Source organism: Pseudomonas sp. GXM4 (genome assembly GCF_008923895.1).
Lineage (GTDB): Bacteria > Pseudomonadota > Gammaproteobacteria > Pseudomonadales > Pseudomonadaceae > Aquipseudomonas > Aquipseudomonas atacamensis.
Genome location: NZ_WBRZ01000105.1, coordinates 1 through 17,234, shown reverse-complemented (window position 1 = coordinate 17,234; position 17,234 = coordinate 1). Strand labels below are relative to the sequence as shown.

12 protein-coding genes, 1 pseudogene and 1 riboswitch are annotated in these 17,234 nt (G+C 61.4%); of the genes and pseudogenes, 8 read left to right on the top strand and 5 right to left on the bottom strand.

From position 1 onward, the window contains the following. Positions 1–65 precede the first annotated feature (65 nt). Both F8N49_RS28610 and F8N49_RS28605 read right to left on the bottom strand, forming a co-directional pair. On the bottom strand, positions 66–809 hold the full coding sequence (locus tag F8N49_RS28610; RefSeq protein WP_371915155.1) for a methyl-accepting chemotaxis protein: 744 nt from the start codon (positions 807–809) through the stop codon (positions 66–68). Between the two features lie 111 nt (positions 810–920). Further along, a pseudogene (locus tag F8N49_RS28605) lies at positions 921–1,118 on the bottom strand (HAMP domain-containing protein); the annotation flags it as partial. 1,340 nt (positions 1,119–2,458) lie between these two features. On the opposite strand from F8N49_RS28605, the gene F8N49_RS14875 reads away from it, so the two are divergent. Then, positions 2,459–3,277 (top strand): M48 family metallopeptidase, encoded by an 819-nt coding sequence (locus F8N49_RS14875; RefSeq protein ID WP_016773242.1) that lies wholly within the window; start codon positions 2,459–2,461, stop codon positions 3,275–3,277. A 133-nt stretch (positions 3,278–3,410) separates the two neighbouring features. Here the strand turns inward: F8N49_RS14875 and F8N49_RS14870 are convergent, their stop codons facing one another. The 3 genes from F8N49_RS14870 to F8N49_RS14860 all read right to left on the bottom strand — a co-directional run bounded on the left by F8N49_RS14870 (position 3,411) and on the right by F8N49_RS14860 (position 6,244). Further along, a complete protein-coding gene (locus F8N49_RS14870) occupies positions 3,411–3,995 on the bottom strand; it encodes a TMEM165/GDT1 family protein (protein WP_041479980.1) in 585 nt (194 codons plus the stop codon). An 89-nt stretch (positions 3,996–4,084) separates the two neighbouring features. After that, positions 4,085–4,207, bottom strand: a riboswitch (yybP-ykoY riboswitch). A 40-nt stretch (positions 4,208–4,247) separates the two neighbouring features. Continuing rightward, complete coding sequence (locus tag F8N49_RS14865; protein WP_151551832.1) at positions 4,248–5,246, bottom strand: class I SAM-dependent methyltransferase; 999 nt, start codon at positions 5,244–5,246, stop codon at positions 4,248–4,250. Between the two features lie 32 nt (positions 5,247–5,278). Then, on the bottom strand, positions 5,279–6,244 hold the full coding sequence (locus F8N49_RS14860) for a 2-hydroxyacid dehydrogenase (RefSeq protein ID WP_122611808.1): 966 nt from the start codon (positions 6,242–6,244) through the stop codon (positions 5,279–5,281). 286 nt (positions 6,245–6,530) lie between these two features. On the opposite strand from F8N49_RS14860, the gene F8N49_RS14855 reads away from it, so the two are divergent. From F8N49_RS14855 to F8N49_RS14820, 7 genes are all read left to right on the top strand, one after another. After that, positions 6,531–7,160, top strand: coding sequence for a LysE family translocator (locus F8N49_RS14855; protein WP_016773245.1), 630 nt, complete (start codon positions 6,531–6,533; stop codon positions 7,158–7,160). Between the two features lie 266 nt (positions 7,161–7,426). After that, positions 7,427–9,109 carry a fatty acid--CoA ligase gene (locus tag F8N49_RS14845; protein ID WP_071173559.1) on the top strand — a complete coding sequence of 561 codons (1,683 nt, stop codon included), beginning with the start codon at positions 7,427–7,429 and terminating at the stop codon, positions 9,107–9,109. Between the two features lie 337 nt (positions 9,110–9,446). Then, positions 9,447–11,336 carry a DUF1302 domain-containing protein gene (locus tag F8N49_RS14840; protein ID WP_122611810.1) on the top strand — a complete coding sequence of 630 codons (1,890 nt, stop codon included), beginning with the start codon at positions 9,447–9,449 and terminating at the stop codon, positions 11,334–11,336. Between the two features lie 27 nt (positions 11,337–11,363). Next, the gene (locus F8N49_RS14835) at positions 11,364–12,728 is read left to right on the top strand and encodes a DUF1329 domain-containing protein (protein WP_024014265.1); all 1,365 of its coding nucleotides are present in this window, start codon (positions 11,364–11,366) and stop codon (positions 12,726–12,728) included. Between the two features lie 175 nt (positions 12,729–12,903). Continuing rightward, positions 12,904–15,639, top strand: a complete 2,736-nt coding sequence (locus F8N49_RS14830) for a LuxR C-terminal-related transcriptional regulator (RefSeq protein ID WP_151551831.1) — start codon at positions 12,904–12,906, stop codon at positions 15,637–15,639. A 60-nt stretch (positions 15,640–15,699) separates the two neighbouring features. Beyond that, entirely contained in the window at positions 15,700–16,344 is a 645-nt protein-coding gene (locus F8N49_RS14825) for an MBL fold metallo-hydrolase (RefSeq protein ID WP_041479973.1), read from the top strand. Positions 16,345–16,465: 121 nt separating this feature from the next. Continuing rightward, on the top strand, positions 16,466–17,200 hold the full coding sequence (locus F8N49_RS14820) for an OmpA family protein (RefSeq protein ID WP_071173556.1): 735 nt from the start codon (positions 16,466–16,468) through the stop codon (positions 17,198–17,200). Positions 17,201–17,234: the final 34 nt, after the last annotated feature.

The window sequence follows — 17,234 nt, the reverse complement described above, 5'->3', positions numbered from 1 at the left end:
GCAAGACATCGCGGTCGGTCCCCTCTCCCTCCGGGAGAGGGCTAGGGTGAGGGGCTCTTGATCTTTCAGACCTTGAACTGATTGATCAACCGCCGCTGCTGCTCGGCCAGTTTGGTCAACCCGGCGCTCGCCGAACTCGACTCATCCGCACCGCCCGCCACTTCATTCGCCACCTGACCGATATTGATCACATTGCGGTTGATGTCGTCGGCCACTGCACTTTGCTCTTCCGCCGCACTGGCGATTTGCGTGTTCATGTCATTGATCACCGACACGGCCTGGGTGATCGTCTCCAGCGCTTCGGCCGCTTTCGCCGCGTGTTGCACGCTTTCGTCGGTGCGGTTCTGGCTGTCTTCCATCACGCGCACCACATCGCGGGTGCCCTGTTGCAACTGCTGGATCATGCTCTGGATTTCTTCAGTGGCCTTTTGGGTTTTCTGCGCCAGATTGCGCACTTCATCCGCGACCACGGCAAAACCGCGACCCTGCTCGCCGGCGCGCGCGGCTTCGATTGCCGCGTTCAGTGCCAGCAGGTTGGTCTGTTCGGCGATGCCGCGAATGGCGGTGAGGATGGCGTTGATGTTTTCGCTGTCCTTGGCCAGCGTCTGCACCACCTCGACAGCTTTGCCGATTTCCACCGCCAGTACGCCAATCGAATTCGAGGTGTCGCGCACGATCTGCATGCCTTGGCTGGCGGCCTGGTCGGCGTGGCTTGCCGCTTGTGCTGCCTGGGTGGCGTTGCGTGCCACGTCCTGGGCGGTGGCGGTCATTTCCTGCACCGCTGTCGCCACCTGATCGATTTCGGCCATTTGTTTCTGCACGCCGATGTTGGTGCGGATGGCGATGTCGGCGGTGTGTTCCGAGGAATCGCTGACGCTCTGCACCGAGGTCACCACTTGGGTGATCATCGCCTGCAACTTGCCGAGGAAAGTGTTGAAGCCTTTGGCAATCGAGCCCAATTCGTCGCTGCGGTCGCTGCTCAAACGCCGGGTCAGATCACCTTCGCCCTGAGCGATGTCATCGAGCATGGCGACCATTTGTTTGAGTGGCCGCGCGATGCCGTGACCCACCAGCCAGATCACCAGCAGGCCAATGCCGGCAATGATCAGGCCGACCATGGCCATGCCGAAGGTGTCGGATTTGCGCTGGGCATCAAGATCAGCCTGGAGGTTTTGCAGATCGGCCATGACCGCGTTGAGCGGCAATTGCAGCATCAGTGTCCAGCGCGCGTCGGTCTGGCCGATGCCGAACGGCAGGTACAGTTCGATACGACCCTTGGCCTGATTCACCGAATAGGTGACCTCGTCGCGCTTGAGGTTGGCGAGATTGCTGGCCTGTTCGGCGTCGAGGATGTCGCTGACTTTTTCACCGAATTTGCTCGAGTCCTTGGTGTAGGCAACGATCCGCCCGTTGCCGCCGACCAGAGCCATTTCACCGGCGCCGCTGTAAAGCTTCTGATTGGCGGCGAGCAGCATGTCCTGAATGAAGTTCACCGAGAGGTCGGCGCCGACGATGCCCTGGAACGCGCCGTTGACCATGATCGGTTCGATGAACGAGGCGAGCATGACGATCTTGTCACCGACCTTGTACGGTGCCGGGTCGATCACGCAGGGTTTCTTCGTCTCTTTCGAGCACAGGTAGTACTCGCTGGCGCGTATGCCGGTGGACAAGGTTTTCTGGTCGTCGACATCGGCCAGTTTGTCCACGCCCAGGCTGCCGTCGGTATTGCGGAACCACCACGGCAAAAAGCGCCCGGTGGCCGGGTCGATACCGACCACGGCGCTGCCGATGTAGGCCGCGTCATTGTGGTCTAGTGCGTTTTTTTCCCAGCCGATGTAGGTGCCGAGAATCTTCGGGTTCTTTTCTACGTTTTCCTTGATCAGGCTGATCAGTTGCTCGCGGCTGACGCTCAGGCGCGGCTGGCCGTCGGCGCCGGTTGTACCGAGCAGGGCGTTGACGCGCACCAGGCCGCCGGCAATCAGCAGCGGCGCTTCGAGTTCGCGCTGGATCTGGCTGACCTGGGTCTGCGCCAGCGAGGTCAGGCGCTGTTCGATGACTTGCTCGAACTGCGCCTGGGTGCGCTGTTGCACCATTTCTTGAGTGCGGGCGCCGGAAAACAGCGCGTACAGCACCAGCGCCGCGACCACGCTGAGAACGATGGCGCCGGCCAGGGCGGCGACGGAAAACTGGATCGACTTGAACTTCATGGGAGCTCCGCACGCAAGAGGACAATCTGCGAGGGATTTATCGGCGGGGTGTGCAGGGCCATGAGAGACGTTGGTCGGAATCGGCCCGCGATGTCGCTGATGGATCGGTGCACGGCGGATTCAATGCGCGTTGAGGAATTTCCAGCCAGACTTGCGGCCTTAGGTGGATGTACGCGCAATGCGTCCGTTGTATCTGGCGCCGATACAATTAGCCGCCTAGGATACGCCTCAGGTTTTCAGGGAGCTTTTGAATGAACAAGACATTAGTGGTAAGTGCTTTGAGCGCAGCGCTGTTGCTGGCCGGTTGTCAGTCGGTCAACACTACCAGCGGCGGTGCCGTGGGCGTGGAGCGCAAGCAGTACATGTTCAGCATGCTGTCCTCGCAAGAGGTCGATCAGATGTACGCGCAGTCGTATCAGAAGACCGTCGGCGAGGCGTCGAGCAAAGGTGTGCTGGACAAGACCAGCCCGGAAGCCAAGCGCGTGCAGACCATCGCCAACCGCTTGATCGCCCAGGCGCCAACCTTCCGCCCGGACGCGGCGCAGTGGCAATGGGAAGTCAATCTGATCAAGAGCGATGAGCTCAACGCCAACTGCGGTCCCGGCGGCAAGATCATCTTCTACACCGGGCTAATCGACAGTCTGAAACTCACCGACGATGAAATCGCTGCGGTCATGGGCCATGAAATCGCCCACGCCCTGCGCGAGCACGGTCGTGAAGCGATGTCCAAGGCATACGGGATGGAGATGGCGAAGCAGGGCGCCGGTGCCTTGTTCGGTCTGGGCCAGGACAGCCTGGCGCTGGCCGACACCGTGGCCAACTACGGCATGACCTTGCCCAACAGCCGCGCCAACGAAAACGAAGCCGACCTGATCGGCCTGGAACTGGCCGCCCGCGCCGGCTACAACCCGAACGCGGCAATCACCCTGTGGGACAAGATGAGCAAGGCTTCCGAAGGCGCGCCACCGGAATTCATGAGCACTCACCCGGCATCCAGCAGCCGCATTGCTGCGTTGCAGGCAGCGATTCCGAAGGTGATGCCGTTGTACGAAAAAGCCCCGAAGTCCTGAGATTGACGGGGTCATGATCGTTCCCACGCTCTGCGTGGGAATGCCGCAAGGGACGCTCCGCGTTCCAAGCGGGACGCAGAGCGTCCCCGGCTGCATTCCCACGCGGAGCGTGGGAACGATCCTTCTCTCAGGGTTAAACCCAGCCGCTGCTCTGCATCGCTTTATAAACCGCAACAATCGCCAGAATCATGAACGCCGAAGCCGCGAGGCGGCGGATCAGGGTCAGCGGCAGTTTCTCTGCAGCAAAGTTACCCGCCAGGACCACCGGCACGTTGGCAATCAGCATGCCCACGGTGGTGCCGATAATCACCAGCCAAAGTTCCGGATATTGCGCGGCGAGCATCACCGTGGCGATCTGCGTCTTGTCGCCAATTTCCGCGAGGAAGAACGCGATCAGCGTGGTCAGGAACGGCCCGAACTTGCGCGCCGTGCTGGCTTCGTCGTCATCCATTTTGTCCGGGACCAGGGTCCACAGTGCCGTGGCGGCGAAGCTGGCGGCGAGGATCCAGTGCAGGACGGCGTCGGAGAAGAAACTGCCGACCCAGGCACCTACCGCACCGGCTGCTGCGTGGTTGGCCAAAGTCGCGGCGACAATCCCGGCGATGATCGGCCAGGGTTTGCGAAAGCGAGCGGCGAGAATCAGCGCGAGCAGTTGCGTCTTGTCGCCGATTTCGGCCAAGGCAACGATAGCGGTGGGAACGAGTAGCGAGTCCAGCATCAGGGATTTCCTAAGGGGCGGGTCGACACGGCTATGACACGTACAGCCTTCCCGCCCCGGGTAAGGTGTGCGTGTCATAGGTCTTGTCAAACCCTGCGATCCGTCTGGTGCGGACGCTTGGGTCGCATACGCCATGATCTGAGGATCAAGTATGTTGACGTATGCCGGACGAGCATGGCGCTCGTGGGAGACTACTCCCCTAGGACGGAGCGGATTCTGCCTAGGCAAATCCGATTGGGCAAGAACAAATTTTCAGCCGCGCTTGGTCCGGTAGATCCGGAAACCATTGCCTTCAGCCTTGATCGCACACACGCCCAGGTGCTCCTCGATCAACGGCTGATACTTGAGGAAGCTGTTCGCCACAAGGCGCAGTTCGCCACCGTTTTTCAGATGTTTCGCTGCTTTTCGCAGCAGGTTCTCCGTAGCGAAATAATCGGTGTGCACGCCGACATGGAACGGCGGATTGCTCAGAATCGCGCTCAAACCCATTGGCGCGGCATCGATGCCGTCGCCGGTCAGCACTTCCGCCTCCAGACCGTTGGCGGCCAGGGTCAGACGGCTGCTGGCGGCGGCGAACGCGTCGACATCCAGCAACGTCACCTGATTGTGCGGATAGCGACGTTTCACCGCAGCCCCGAGCACGCCGGCGCCGCAACCGAAGTCGAGCAGATGGCCGCTCGGCAGTTTGTCCAGATGCTCCAGCAGCAGGGCGCTGCCGCGATCCAGGCGCCCATGGCTGAACACGCCCGGCAGGCTGATGACTTTCAACGGCCCTTCGGCCAGCGGCAGTTCGTACGTCTGCGCAAGACTTTCCAGGGATTTCGCTTCAGGCGCATTGGCCACGGTGACTTGCCAGAGCTGGCAGTGCCGTGCGCTGTCGAGTTTGCGTGGCTTGCCGAACGGATTGAGCTGCTTGGATGCGCCTTCGATGCCGCTGCGTTTTTCCCCGACCAGAAACACCTCACGCCCGGCCAGACGCGACGCCACGGCGTTGAGGATGTAATCGGTCAGGTCCTTGGACTTGGGCAGGAACACCACAGCGCTGTCGAACTCGCGCTCCGGGACATTCACGCCGAACTGGCTGCGGCCCTCGAAACGCGCGTCCAGTGCGGCTTGGTCGCCAGCGTGCCAGCACCAGCCGAACGCATTCGGCAGACGCCCGAGCAGATCATCGGCGGGCAGGCCGGCCAACAGCAGCGAACCCTGGAATAACTCGGCCTGACGAAGCAGTACTTCACTGCGCGGATCCATAACTGCTCCTTGAAAAAAAGTGCCGCAGTTTATCAACTGACGACCCGCAGCGCCTCACCGCTGAAGAACGCCTGGGCGTTTTCGCTCAGTTGCCCGACGATACGCTGGCGCGCCTCGCGACTGCCCCAAGCGTTATGCGGGGTGACGATCAGGCGCGGGATATCGGCGGCGAGCAGCGGATTGCCCTGGGTCGGTGGCTCGACACTCAACACATCGGTCGCCGCACCGCCGAGGTGGCCGCTACGCAAAGCGTCGGCCAGCGCCTGCTCGTCGATCAAGCCGCCACGAGCGGTATTGACCACAAATGCGCCGGGCTTCATCGCGGCCAGTTCGCCGGCGCCGATGAAGTTCCGGGTGTGCTCGTTGAGCGGGCAGTGCAGGGTCAGGGCGTCGATTTGCGGCAGCAGTTCTTCCAGCGGCAGGCGATCCGGCCGAGCCGGGCGCCCCGGAATCTGCCCGAGCAACACGCGCATGCCGAACGCTTCGGCCAGTCGCGCCACGGCGCCACCGAGTTCGCCATGACCGAGCAGGCCGAGGGTTTTGCCTTGCAGTTCGACGATCGGGTAGTCGAGCAGACAGAACTGTTTCGCCTGTTGCCAGCGGCCTGCGCCCACAGCCTTTTGATAGTCGGCCAGGCGTGTGGCGAGGTTGAGCAACAGCATGATCGTGTGTTGCGCCACCGACGGCGTGCCGTAAGCCTGGCAATTGCACACGGTGATGCCGTGAGCGCGGGCGGCAGCGAGGTCGACGTTGTTGGTGCCGGTGGCGCTGATCAGGATCAGTTTCAGTTGCGGGTTGGCAGCCATTGCAGCGGCGTCGATCACGACTTTGTTGGTGATCGCCACACTGGCGCCGTGCAGGCGTTCGCTGACCTGTTCCGGCAGAGTCTGGGCGAACAGCTGCAAGTCGCTGAAGCATTCGCGCAACGGACCGAGGTCCAGATCGCCGAGATCCAGCGAAGGGTGATCAAGGAATACCGCGCGGCGCGTGTTCGTCATCAACTGTACCTTTTGTGCTGTGAGCGGAGGGCGTACTCTGCCGAGCCTACCAGATGAAACAAATCGTTACGCTGACCCCGCAGCGGACACATAACCCCGTGGCGAGGGGATTTAGCGAAACGTCGCACCGCCCCGATCGGCTGCGCAGCAGTCGCAAAATCATTGCCTGCGGGCCAGACAGAAGTTTTTGGGGCTGCTTCGCAACCCAACGGGGATAAATCCCCTCGCCACGGGACTGTGTTCTTTACAGATGTTTTATTGACCAAGCTGCCCCAAAGGAGCCCCCATGTACTGGACCGAGTTCTTGACCGTTGCCCTGATCCACTTGCTGGCCGTGGCCAGCCCCGGCCCGGACTTTGCCGTGGTCGTGCGCGAGAGCGTGACCCATGGTCGCCGCGCCGGCACCTGGACCGCGCTGGGCGTGGGCTCGGCGATTTTCCTGCATGTCGGCTATTCGTTGCTCGGCATCGGTCTGATCGTGTCGCAATCGATCGTGCTGTTCAACGCGCTGAAGTGGGCCGCCGCCGCGTATCTGCTTTACATCGGCTTCAAGGCCTTGCGCGCACAACCGGCGAAAACCGTCACCGATGACTTGCACCGGGAAACCGGCGTACGCACCGCGCGGGGCGCGTTCACCTCAGGCTTCGTCACCAACGGCCTGAACCCGAAAGCCACGCTGTTTTTCCTCTCGCTGTTCACCGTGGTGATCAACCCGCACACGCCGCTGGCGGTGCAGGCCGGTTATGGCGTTTACCTGGCGGTGGCGACGGCGATCTGGTTCTGCCTGGTGGCGATGCTGTTCAGCCAACAACGCGTGCGCGCCGGCTTCGCGCGCATGGGCCACTGGTTCGACCGCACCATGGGCGCGGTGCTGATTGCTCTCGGCGTGAAAATCGCGTTCACCGAGATGCATTGAGAACTGGAATACATCAATCCCTGTGGGAGCGAGCCTGCTCGCGAAAGCGCCAGTCCAGTCACCAAAAGTGTCGACTGACCCGACGCCTTCGCGAGCAGGCTCGCTCCCACCGGTCGTGTTTTCTTCAATTTCGGCCCGAAATGCTGGCGCAAAGCTAGCATTTGTACAGCTCTGCAAATCATTCCTTTGGCTGATTTGACTGTCATGCAGGCGCACTAGAGTACGAATCTCTCCGCCAACACCGTGCAGTCAGAAAAGGGATTCTTATGTTGCAGACTCGGGTCATTCCGCCGGCCGATGGGGCCTACCAGTATCCATTGCTGATCAAACGGCTGCTGATGTCCGGCGCCCGTTACGAGAAAACCCGCGAAATCATCTACCGCGACCAGTTGCGCTACAGCTATCCGACCCTGATCGAGCGGGTTGCGCGGCTGGCCAACGTGCTCACGGCTGCTGGCGTGAAGGCCGGTGACACCGTGGCGGTGATGGACTGGGACAGCCACCGTTATCTGGAATGCATGTTCGCCATTCCGATGATCGGCGCGGTGATCCACACCATCAATGTGCGTCTGTCGCCCGAGCAGATCCTCTACACCATGAACCACGCCGAGGACCGCTTCGTGCTGGTCAACAGTGAGTTCGTCGGGCTGTATCAGGCCATCGCGCCGCAGCTGACCACGGTGGAGAAAACCCTGCTGCTGACCGATCTCCCGGAGAAAACCGCAGAGCTGCCGAACCTCGTCGGCGAATACGAGCAACTGCTGGCCGCTGCCAGCGCGCAATACGATTTCCAGGACTTCGACGAAAACTCGGTCGCCACCACGTTCTACACCACCGGCACTACGGGCAATCCGAAAGGCGTGTATTTCACCCATCGGCAACTGGTGCTGCACACCATCGGCGTGGCGACGATCATGGGTTCGATCGACAGCGTACGCCTGCTCGGCACCAACGATGTGTACATGCCGATCACGCCGATGTTCCACGTCCACGCCTGGGGTTTGCCGTACGTGGCGACCATGCTCGGGCTCAAGCAGGTTTATCCGGGGCGCTACGATCCGGAGTATCTGGTGGAGTTGTGGCGCAAGGAGAAGGTCACCTTTTCCCATTGCGTGCCGACCATCCTGCAGATGCTGCTCAACGCCAAAGCCGCGCAGGGTGCCGACTTCGGCGGCTGGAAAATCGTCATCGGCGGCAGCGCACTCAATCGCAGTCTTTATGAAAACGCCAAGGCCCGTGGCATTCAGCTGACAGCCGCTTACGGCATGTCGGAAACCGGGCCGCTGGTGTCTTGCGCGCACCTCAACGACGAATTGATGGCCGGCAGCGAGGACGAACGCACCACTTACCGGATCAAGGCCGGCGTGCCGGGGCCGTTGGTCGAAGCGGCGATCGTCGACGGCGCGGGCAACTTCCTTCCGGCCGACGGCGAAACCCAGGGCGAACTGGTGCTGCGCGCGCCATGGCTGACCGAAGGTTATTTCAACGAACCGCAGAAGGGCGCCGAGCTCTGGGCCGGCGGCTGGCTGCACACCGGCGACGTCGCCACGCTCGACAGCATGGGCGTGATCGATATTCGTGATCGCATCAAGGACGTGATCAAGACCGGCGGCGAGTGGATCTCCTCACTCGACCTCGAAGACCTCATCAGCCGGCATGCGGCGGTACGCGAAGTAGCAGTGGTGGGCATCGCCGATCCTCAGTGGGGCGAGCGCCCGTTTGCCTTGCTGGTGGTCCGCGAAGGGCAGGTGATCGGTGCACGGGAACTGAAGGAGCACCTCAAGCCGTTCGTCGAACTGGGGCACCTGAGCAAGTGGGCGATCCCCAGTCAGATCGCCCTTGTTACCGAAATTCCCAAGACCAGTGTCGGCAAGCTCGACAAGAAGCGCATCCGCCTCGACATCACTGAATGGCAGGCCAACAACAGCACCTTCCTTTCGACACTTTAAATGCCTGCTGGCGCGCCGAAACCGGCGCGCCAGACCCACCAAGCAAGCGCTTGGCTTGTGAAATCGAAAAAATCAGCCATCCTTGCCGTGCCGACGTGTGTCGGACTGGCGAAAGGACTGTTCCAGAGTGGTTGGCGGCTGCAAATCACACTTTAGAGGGATCAAGCACTACCACCCGCTGGCTATAGTCCGCTCAAGGACTTTTTGAAAACGGAGCACACGCACTGAACGGGGCGAGCAACTCTGGAACGATTTCGGGCAGCCCTGGCGCCCGGTCCTCCACAGCGTTTTTAAAAGTACTCACTGCCATAACAATAATGCACATGGAGTAGCGTCGATGACCTCAGTAAACCAGTTCTGGCGCCGGGCGAAACTGCCTCTGGCGGTCAGTCTTGCCTCCTCGCTCGCCGGGCCTGCATTCGGCGTCAGTTTCAACGTCGGTGAAATCGAAGGCCAGTTCGACTCGTCCCTGTCGATCGGTGCCAGTTGGTCTACTCAGAGCCCGAACAAGAACCTCATCGGCGTCAACAACGGCGGCCGCGGCCTGTCGCAGACCTCCGATGACGGTCACGCCAACTTCAAGAGCGGCGAAACCTTCTCGAAGATCTTCAAGGGCATCCATGACCTTGAACTGAAATACGGCGACACCGGCGTGTTCGTCCGTGGCAAGTACTGGTATGACTTCGAACTGAAGGACGAGAGCCGCGAATTCAAGGACATCAGCGACAGCAACCGCAAAGAGGGCGCCAAGTCCTCCGGCGGGCAGATCCTCGACGCCTTCGTCTACCACAACTACGCGATTGCCGATCAGCCGGGTTCCGTGCGTCTGGGCAAGCAGGTAGTGAGCTGGGGTGAAAGTACCTTCATCGGCGGCGGTATCAACTCGATCAACCCGATCGACGTCTCCGCGTTCCGTCGTCCGGGCGCCGAGATCAAGGAAGGCCTGATTCCGGTCAACATGTTCTACGTGTCGCAGAGCCTCACCGATAACCTCTCGGCCGAAGCGTTCTACCAACTGGAATGGGATCAGACCGTCGTCGACAACTGCGGCACCTTCTTCTCGCAGCCAGACATCGTTGCCGACGGTTGCGACAACAATTTGCGCGTACTGAACAAGCGTTCGCAGATTCCGGCGATCGCTTTGGGACCGTTGGCCGCCAACGGTGTGAACGTCGACGAAGAAGGCGTGCTGGTGCGCCGTGGGCCGGACCGTGACGCGCGCGATAGCGGTCAGTGGGGTGCGTCCCTCAAATACATGTTCGAGCCACTCGACACCGAGTTCGGCGCCTACTTCATGAACTACCACAGCCGTGCGCCGATTTTCAGCGCCACCGGCGCACCGCAATCGGTCTACAACACCGCCGCCGGTCTGCCGGGGCCGTTTGCCGCGCTCGCACCGCTGCTGGTTGCGGGCAATTCGAATTACTTCATCGAATACCCGGAAGACATTCGTCTCTACGGTCTGAGCTTCTCCACCACCCTGCCTACCGGTACGGCGTGGAGCGGTGAGATCAGCTACCGTCCGAACGCGCCGGTACAACTGAACTCCACCGACATCCTGTTTGCCGGCGTGCGCCCGCTGGGCGGCGCGCTGACCAACGCTTCGCTGCTGACCGGCGTGCCGGGTCAGGATCTGCATGGCTATGAGCGCAAGGAAATCACCCAGATCCAGACGACGTTCACGCACTTCTTCGATCAGGTCATGGGCGCCAGCCGTCTGACCCTCGTCGGTGAAGTCGGCGCGACCTACGTCGGTGGCCTGGAAAGCCGTTCCGACAAGCGCTATGGCCGTGACCCGGTCTACGGTCCGGGTGAGTTGCCGGCCACTGGCGGTATCGATACCTGCGCCAACATCCTCAACAACAGCACCATCAACGGCGCCGGTCCCGGGTCGCCGCAGAACAACCGCAGCCGCAATTGCGAAAACGACGGTTTCACCACGTCGATGTCGTGGGGCTACCGTGGTCGGGCGATCTGGGAATACAACGACGTGTTTGCCGGTGTGAACCTGAAGCCGAACGTGGCCTGGTCCCACGACGTCAGCGGTTACTCGCCAGGCCCTGGCGGCAACTTCGAGGAAGGTCGCAAAGCGGTCAGCCTGGGCGTCGATGCCGAGTACCAGAACACCTACACCGCGAGCCTGGCCTACACCAATTTCTTCGACGGCAAGTACACCACCGTGGATGACCGCGACTTCGTGGCGCTCAGCTTCGGCGTGAACTTCTAAGCACTGCATTTCAGGACGAACGAATTTATGAAAATAACAAAGAGTCTGTTCCACGCCGGTGTTCTGGGCCTGTCGCTGCTGGCGACCAGTGTCATGGCGGCGGTGCCTGCTGCCGAAGCGGACAAACTGGGCAAGAGCCTGACGCCGATGGGCGCGGAAATGGCCGGTAATGCCGACGGTTCGATCCCGGCCTGGAAACCGCTGCCGAAGAATGCCGGCAGCGTCGACAGCAAAGGCTTCCTGTCCAACCCTTACGCCAGTGAGCAACCGCTGTTCACCATCACTGCCAAGGATGTCGACAAGTACAAGGACAAGCTTGCCCCGGGCCAGTACGCGATGTTCAAGCGCTATCCGGAAACCTTCAAGATGCCGGTCTATCCGTCCCATCGCGGCGCCACCGTGCCGGATGACGTGTTCGCCGCGATCAAGAAGAACGCCACCAGCACCAACCTGGTGTCCGGCGGCAACGGTCTGGAAAACTTCGATACCGCCGTGCCGTTCCCGATCCCGAAAACCGGTGTGGAAGTGATCTGGAACCACATCACCCGCTATCGCGGCGGCAGCGTGACCCGTCTGGTGACCCAGGCCACGCCGCAACCGAACGGCTCGTACAGCCTGGTGTACTTCCAGGATCAGTTCGTATTCCGCGACAAGATGAAGGACTACGATCCGGCGAACCCGGGCAACATCCTGTTCTACTTCAAGCAGAAAGTGACCGCGCCGGCGCGTCTGGCCGGTGGCGTACTGCTGGTGCACGAGACCCTCGATCAGGTCAAGGAGCCGCGTTCGGCGTGGGTCTACAACGCCGGTCAGCGTCGTGTGCGCCGTGCACCGCAAGTGTCGTATGACGGCCCGGGTACCGCCGCCGACGGCCTGCGTACCTCGGACAACCTCGACATGTACAACGGTGCGCCGGATCGTTACGACTGGAAGCTCGAAGGCAAGAAAGAGATGTACATCGCCTCCGACAGCTACAAGCTCGACGATCCGAAGCTGAAGTACTCGGACATCATCAAGGCCGGCCACATCAATCAGGACCTGGCACGCTACGAGCTGCGCCGCGTCTGGCACGTGGTCGCGACCCTGAAGGAAGGCCAGCGCCACATCTACGCCAAGCGTGACTTCTACATCGACGAGGACACCTGGCAGGCAGCGGTCATCGACCACTACGACGGTCGTGGCCAACTGTGGCGTGTAGCCGAGGCACATGCCGAGAACTACTACGACAAGCAAGTGCCGTGGTACGCCCTCGAAACCCTCTACGACCTGCAGTCCGGCCGCTATCTGGCACTGGGCATGAAGAACGAAGAGAAGCAGGCGTACGACTTCGGCTTCACCGCCACCACCAGCGACTTCACCCCGGCCGCTCTGCGTCAGGATGGTGTTCGCTAAACCTGCGTAAACCCGAGGCCGCATCCGCGTGAAAACGCCCCGACCGGTTCGGGGCGTTTTTGTGTCTGTAGCCTTTTTGTAGCCATTTGTAGCAGCAACCTTCATAACCGGTTCGATTAAGGCTAGGCTGCGGACATCTGCAACGCCGCCAATCGCCTTCGAACAAGAGCCGGCCATGACTGATCTGTCCCCACTTCCGGGTCCCGCAAGCATCACCGTCGCAGCACTGGACGGGCGTTTTTTCCGCCCGCCGCTGCCTGATGGCTATGTCTTGCGGCCGCGCCTTTGCCAGCGTCTGCAGGCCGGGCTCGGAGGTCGGTTGCTGCTGGTCAGCGCCCCGGCCGGGTTCGGCAAAAGCTCGCTGGCGGTGGAGTTCTGTCAAAGCCTGCCGGCGCATTGGCAAAGTCTCTGGCTGGGCTTGAGCCCACGAGACAGCGATCCCGGACGTTTTCTTGAGCGCTTGCTTGAAGGGCTACAGGACTATTTTCCTGCGTTGGGCGCTGGCGCTCTCGGTCTGCTGAAAATGCGTCAGCGCCATCAGCCATTTGCGTTCGAAGAGTGGCTCGACGGTCTGCTCGATGAGCTGGCGCTGCATCTCGATCCTGCCGCGCCGTTGCTGCTGGTGCTCGACGACTACCACCTCGCCCAGGGGCCGGTGCTGGATCGTTGCCTGCAATTTTTCCTCAATCATCTGCCCGATGGCTTGCTGGTGATGGTCACCAGCCGTCAGCGCCCGGACTGGCATCTGGCGCGTCTGCGCCTGTCGCGGCAGTTGCTCGAGCTGCACGAACAGGACTTGCGCCTGACCCACGACGAGGCCCTGACCTTGCTCGACCGCCACAGCAGCTCACTGCGCGGCGAAGCACTGGAAAGCCTGATCCAGCGCAGCGAAGGCTGGGTCGCCGGCCTGCGCTTCTGGCTGCTGGCGGTGGCCGAGGCGGGCAACGATGCCGCGCTGCCGCAAGCACTGAACGGCGGCGAAGGGTTGATCCGCGATTATCTGCTCGAAGAAGTCATCGATTGCCTGCCAGCCGAAGTGCAATCCTTCCTCTACGAAACCGCTCCGCAGGAACGCTTTTGCAGCGAGCTGTGCGACGCCGTCCGCGAAGCCCACGACAGCGCCGAGATCCTGCGCTTTCTGCTCGCCCATCAGGTGTTTCTGGTGCCGCTGGACGAGCACGGTCATTGGTATCGCTATCACCATCTGTTCTCCGACTTGTTGCGCAGCCGGCCAATCGCCCAGGCGATGGTGCCCAACGCCACCCTGCATTTGCGCGCCTGCCGCTGGTTCAACGCACAGGGCTTGCTCGACGAGGCGGTGGAACAGGCGTTGCGTGCCGGGCATCTCGATGTCGCGGCAAATCTCGTACAGAACCTGTCCGAAGAACAGCTGCTCGCCGAGCAGAACGTCGGCATGCTGCTGCGCTGGAAAATGGACTTGCCCGACAGCCTGCTGATCAGCACGCCACGGCTGATTGTGCTCTACAGCTGGGCGCTGGGGCTGGCCTGTCAGCTCGATGCCGCTGAAGAGCTGGCAAGCCATTTGAGCCGTTTCCTGCCGGCGCCTTCGGCCACTGCGCAGAAATCCATGCTGGCGCAATGGCTGGCGCTGAGCGGGATCATCGCTCGCGGACGCGGCCATCGCGAACTGACCCTGCGCTATTGCAGTGAAGCGCTGGAGAGCCTGCCGGCCAAGCGTTATGGCCAGCGGCTGATGTGCCTGTCGACCTTGTCCAATCTGGCGATCGCCGACGGTGATCTGTGGCGCGCCCGTGGCCTGAACCGTGAATCCCTCGAGCTGGCGCAACGGGTCGGCAATCCATTATTCGAAGCACTGGCGCATTACGACAGGGCGCGGGTTCTGCAATCGCGGGGCGAGATTCTGCGTGCGCTGGATGAAGTGCATCAGGGCCTGGAACGCTTGCGCGGTCTGTCGCCGCAACGACTGTACGCCGTGCGCGCACGGCTGACGTTGTATGAAGGTTTCCTGCTGGCGATGCGTTTGCAGCCGCAGGCTGCACGCGTACGCCTGCTGGCCGGCATTGGCGAAGCGCGCGCCTGTCGCGACATCAGCGTGCTGATCGGCCACTGCGTGATTGCCCGCCTCGACGGCGCCAGCGGCGAGTTCGCCAAGGCCTTCGCCGAACTCGCCGAGGCCGAACGCCTGATGCACATCTGGGACGTACCGCCGATTTACTATCTGGCGATGATCACTCTGGTCAAATGCGAGCTGTGGCTGGCTCAGGGCCGGATTGATCTTGCCGAGGCGTGGCTTGCACGATTGGGCCAGACCTACACCGGCGAAAACGCTGCGGCACCGCCGGAATTCCATCCGCAACTGCCGTTGCATGTGGAGCTGCAACAGGCGCTGCTCGATGTGATTCAGGGGCAGCCGATGCTCGCCGAAGGGCGGTTAAACGTGTTGCATGAAAACGGCCAGCGGACCGGACGCCAGTTGCTCAGTGTGATGGCGTTGACGCAGAAGGTGGCGCTGTTGCTGTCGAGTGGACGCGAGCCCGAGGCGCGCAAAACCTTGAATCTGGCGCTGGAAGCTGCCGCCGGCGGCGTCTTCCAACCCTTCGATGCGCTGCTGAAAAACCAAACCGACTGGATGCGCGGACAACTGCAGACGCTCACTTGCAACGCGGTGAGCCAGCAATTGCTCACGCATTTTCCAACAGCTGCGCCGCGACCGAGCGTAGAAAACTCAACTACCGAACAACTCAGCAGCCGGGAATTGGCGGTGCTGCGCCTGATCGCTCAAGGCTGTTCCAATCAGGAAATCAGCGAGCAGTTGTTCATTTCCCTGCACACCGTGAAAACCCATGCCAGCCATATCAACAGCAAGCTCGGGGTTGAGCGGCGTACGCAGGCAGTGGCGCGGGCGAAGGCGTTGGGGTTATTGCTCTAGCGACGGTAAAATTCGCCATCGGCCGTTGCCAACGGCGTTGACCCTGTCCAGGATTTTTCCATGACCACGCCCAGCCCTGCACTTATCCGCGAAACCTTCCCCGTCGGCCCATTGCAGTGCAACTGCACCATCATCGGCGACCCGCTCACAAAAAAAGCCATCGTCGTCGATCCCGGCGGCAACCCTGATCTGATCATGGCGCGCCTCGACGCCCATGGCCTGAAAGTCGTCAGCATCATCCATACCCACGCGCATCTCGATCACTTTCTCGCTTCAGGGCAGATGAAGGAGAAAACCGGTGCGACCCTGCATCTGCACAAGGAAGACCAGTTCCTCTGGGACAACCTTGAAATGCAATGCCAGATGTTCGGCGTGCCGTACACCCCGGTGCCGTCGCCGGATCGTTGGCTGAGCGATGACGAAGAACTCGCCTGCGGTTGCGGCGTGGCCCTGCACACGCCGGGACATACACCCGGTTCCATGAGCTTCTGGTTTTCCGAGGCTAAGCTGTTGATAGCCGGCGACACGCTGTTTCGTCGCGGGGTAGGGCGCACGGATTTGTGGGGTGGCGATCAGGCGACCATCGTGCGTTCGATCAAGCAGCGGCTGTATACGCTGGACGAGGACGCAACGGTTGTCACCGGGCACGGTCCGGATACGCGTCTGGGTGATGAGATGCGCGAGAACCCGTTTGTGCGTGCCTGAATTTTTTGTCACGGGTGTGCGGCGGAATTTTTGCGCATTGTCATGATCCAACGCCCGCGCAGGTCCATTGATTGATCAGTGGCCGCTGCACCACAGAATGCAAAAAGACCAGGAGCTCTCCATGTTCACCACGCGTCGTTTGATTATTGTCGCTACTGCCGTGGCCGTGCTGTCCGGCTGCGCCTCGCCCAATCCGTATGACAATCAGGGTCAGGCCGACGGTGGCTCGCAAGGCATGAGCAAAACCGCCAAATACGGTGGCCTCGGTGCGCTGGCCGGTGCACTCGCCGGTGCCGCCATCGGCCACGACAACCGTGGCAAGGGCGCCTTGATCGGCGCTGCCGTGGTCGGTGCTTCCGCAGCAGGCTACGGCTACTACGCCGACCAGCAGGAAAAGAAACTGCGCGCGAGCATGGCCAACACTGGCGTTGAAGTGCAGCGTCAGGGCGATCAGATCAAGCTGATCATGCCGGGCAACATCACCTTCGCCACCGATTCGGCGAACATCGCTTCCAGCTTCTATCAACCGCTGAACAACCTGGCCAACTCGCTAAAAGAGTTCAACCAGAACCAGATCGAAATCGTCGGCTACACCGACAGCACCGGCAGCCGCCAGCACAACATGGACCTGTCCCAACGTCGTGCGCAGAGCGTGGCGACCTACCTGACCTCTCAAGGTGTCAGCGGTGCCAACCTGTCGGCCCGTGGCGCCGGCCCGGATAACCCGATTGCCAGCAATGGTGACGCCAATGGCCGCGCACAGAACCGCCGGGTCGAAGTCAATCTGAAGGCTATTCCGGGTCAGCAGTACGGTGGTCAGCAGCAACAGCCGGGTACGGTGCAGCAGTATCCGTAAGCGATGGCCTGAATAAAGAAATGCCCGATCCTGT

Coding starts and splice junctions, on each gene's coding strand:
- F8N49_RS28610 (WP_371915155.1), bottom strand. CDS start 809: ATGGCCGAAATCGATCAGGTGGCGACAGCGGTGCAGGAAATGACCGCC.
- F8N49_RS14875 (WP_016773242.1), top strand. CDS start 2,459: ATGAACAAGACATTAGTGGTAAGTGCTTTGAGCGCAGCGCTGTTGCTG.
- F8N49_RS14870 (WP_041479980.1), bottom strand. CDS start 3,995: ATGCTGGACTCGCTACTCGTTCCCACCGCTATCGTTGCCTTGGCCGAA.
- F8N49_RS14865 (WP_151551832.1), bottom strand. CDS start 5,246: ATGGATCCGCGCAGTGAAGTACTGCTTCGTCAGGCCGAGTTATTCCAG.
- F8N49_RS14860 (WP_122611808.1), bottom strand. CDS start 6,244: ATGACGAACACGCGCCGCGCGGTATTCCTTGATCACCCTTCGCTGGAT.
- F8N49_RS14855 (WP_016773245.1), top strand. CDS start 6,531: ATGTACTGGACCGAGTTCTTGACCGTTGCCCTGATCCACTTGCTGGCC.
- F8N49_RS14845 (WP_071173559.1), top strand. CDS start 7,427: ATGTTGCAGACTCGGGTCATTCCGCCGGCCGATGGGGCCTACCAGTAT.
- F8N49_RS14840 (WP_122611810.1), top strand. CDS start 9,447: ATGACCTCAGTAAACCAGTTCTGGCGCCGGGCGAAACTGCCTCTGGCG.
- F8N49_RS14835 (WP_024014265.1), top strand. CDS start 11,364: ATGAAAATAACAAAGAGTCTGTTCCACGCCGGTGTTCTGGGCCTGTCG.
- F8N49_RS14830 (WP_151551831.1), top strand. CDS start 12,904: ATGACTGATCTGTCCCCACTTCCGGGTCCCGCAAGCATCACCGTCGCA.
- F8N49_RS14825 (WP_041479973.1), top strand. CDS start 15,700: ATGACCACGCCCAGCCCTGCACTTATCCGCGAAACCTTCCCCGTCGGC.
- F8N49_RS14820 (WP_071173556.1), top strand. CDS start 16,466: ATGTTCACCACGCGTCGTTTGATTATTGTCGCTACTGCCGTGGCCGTG.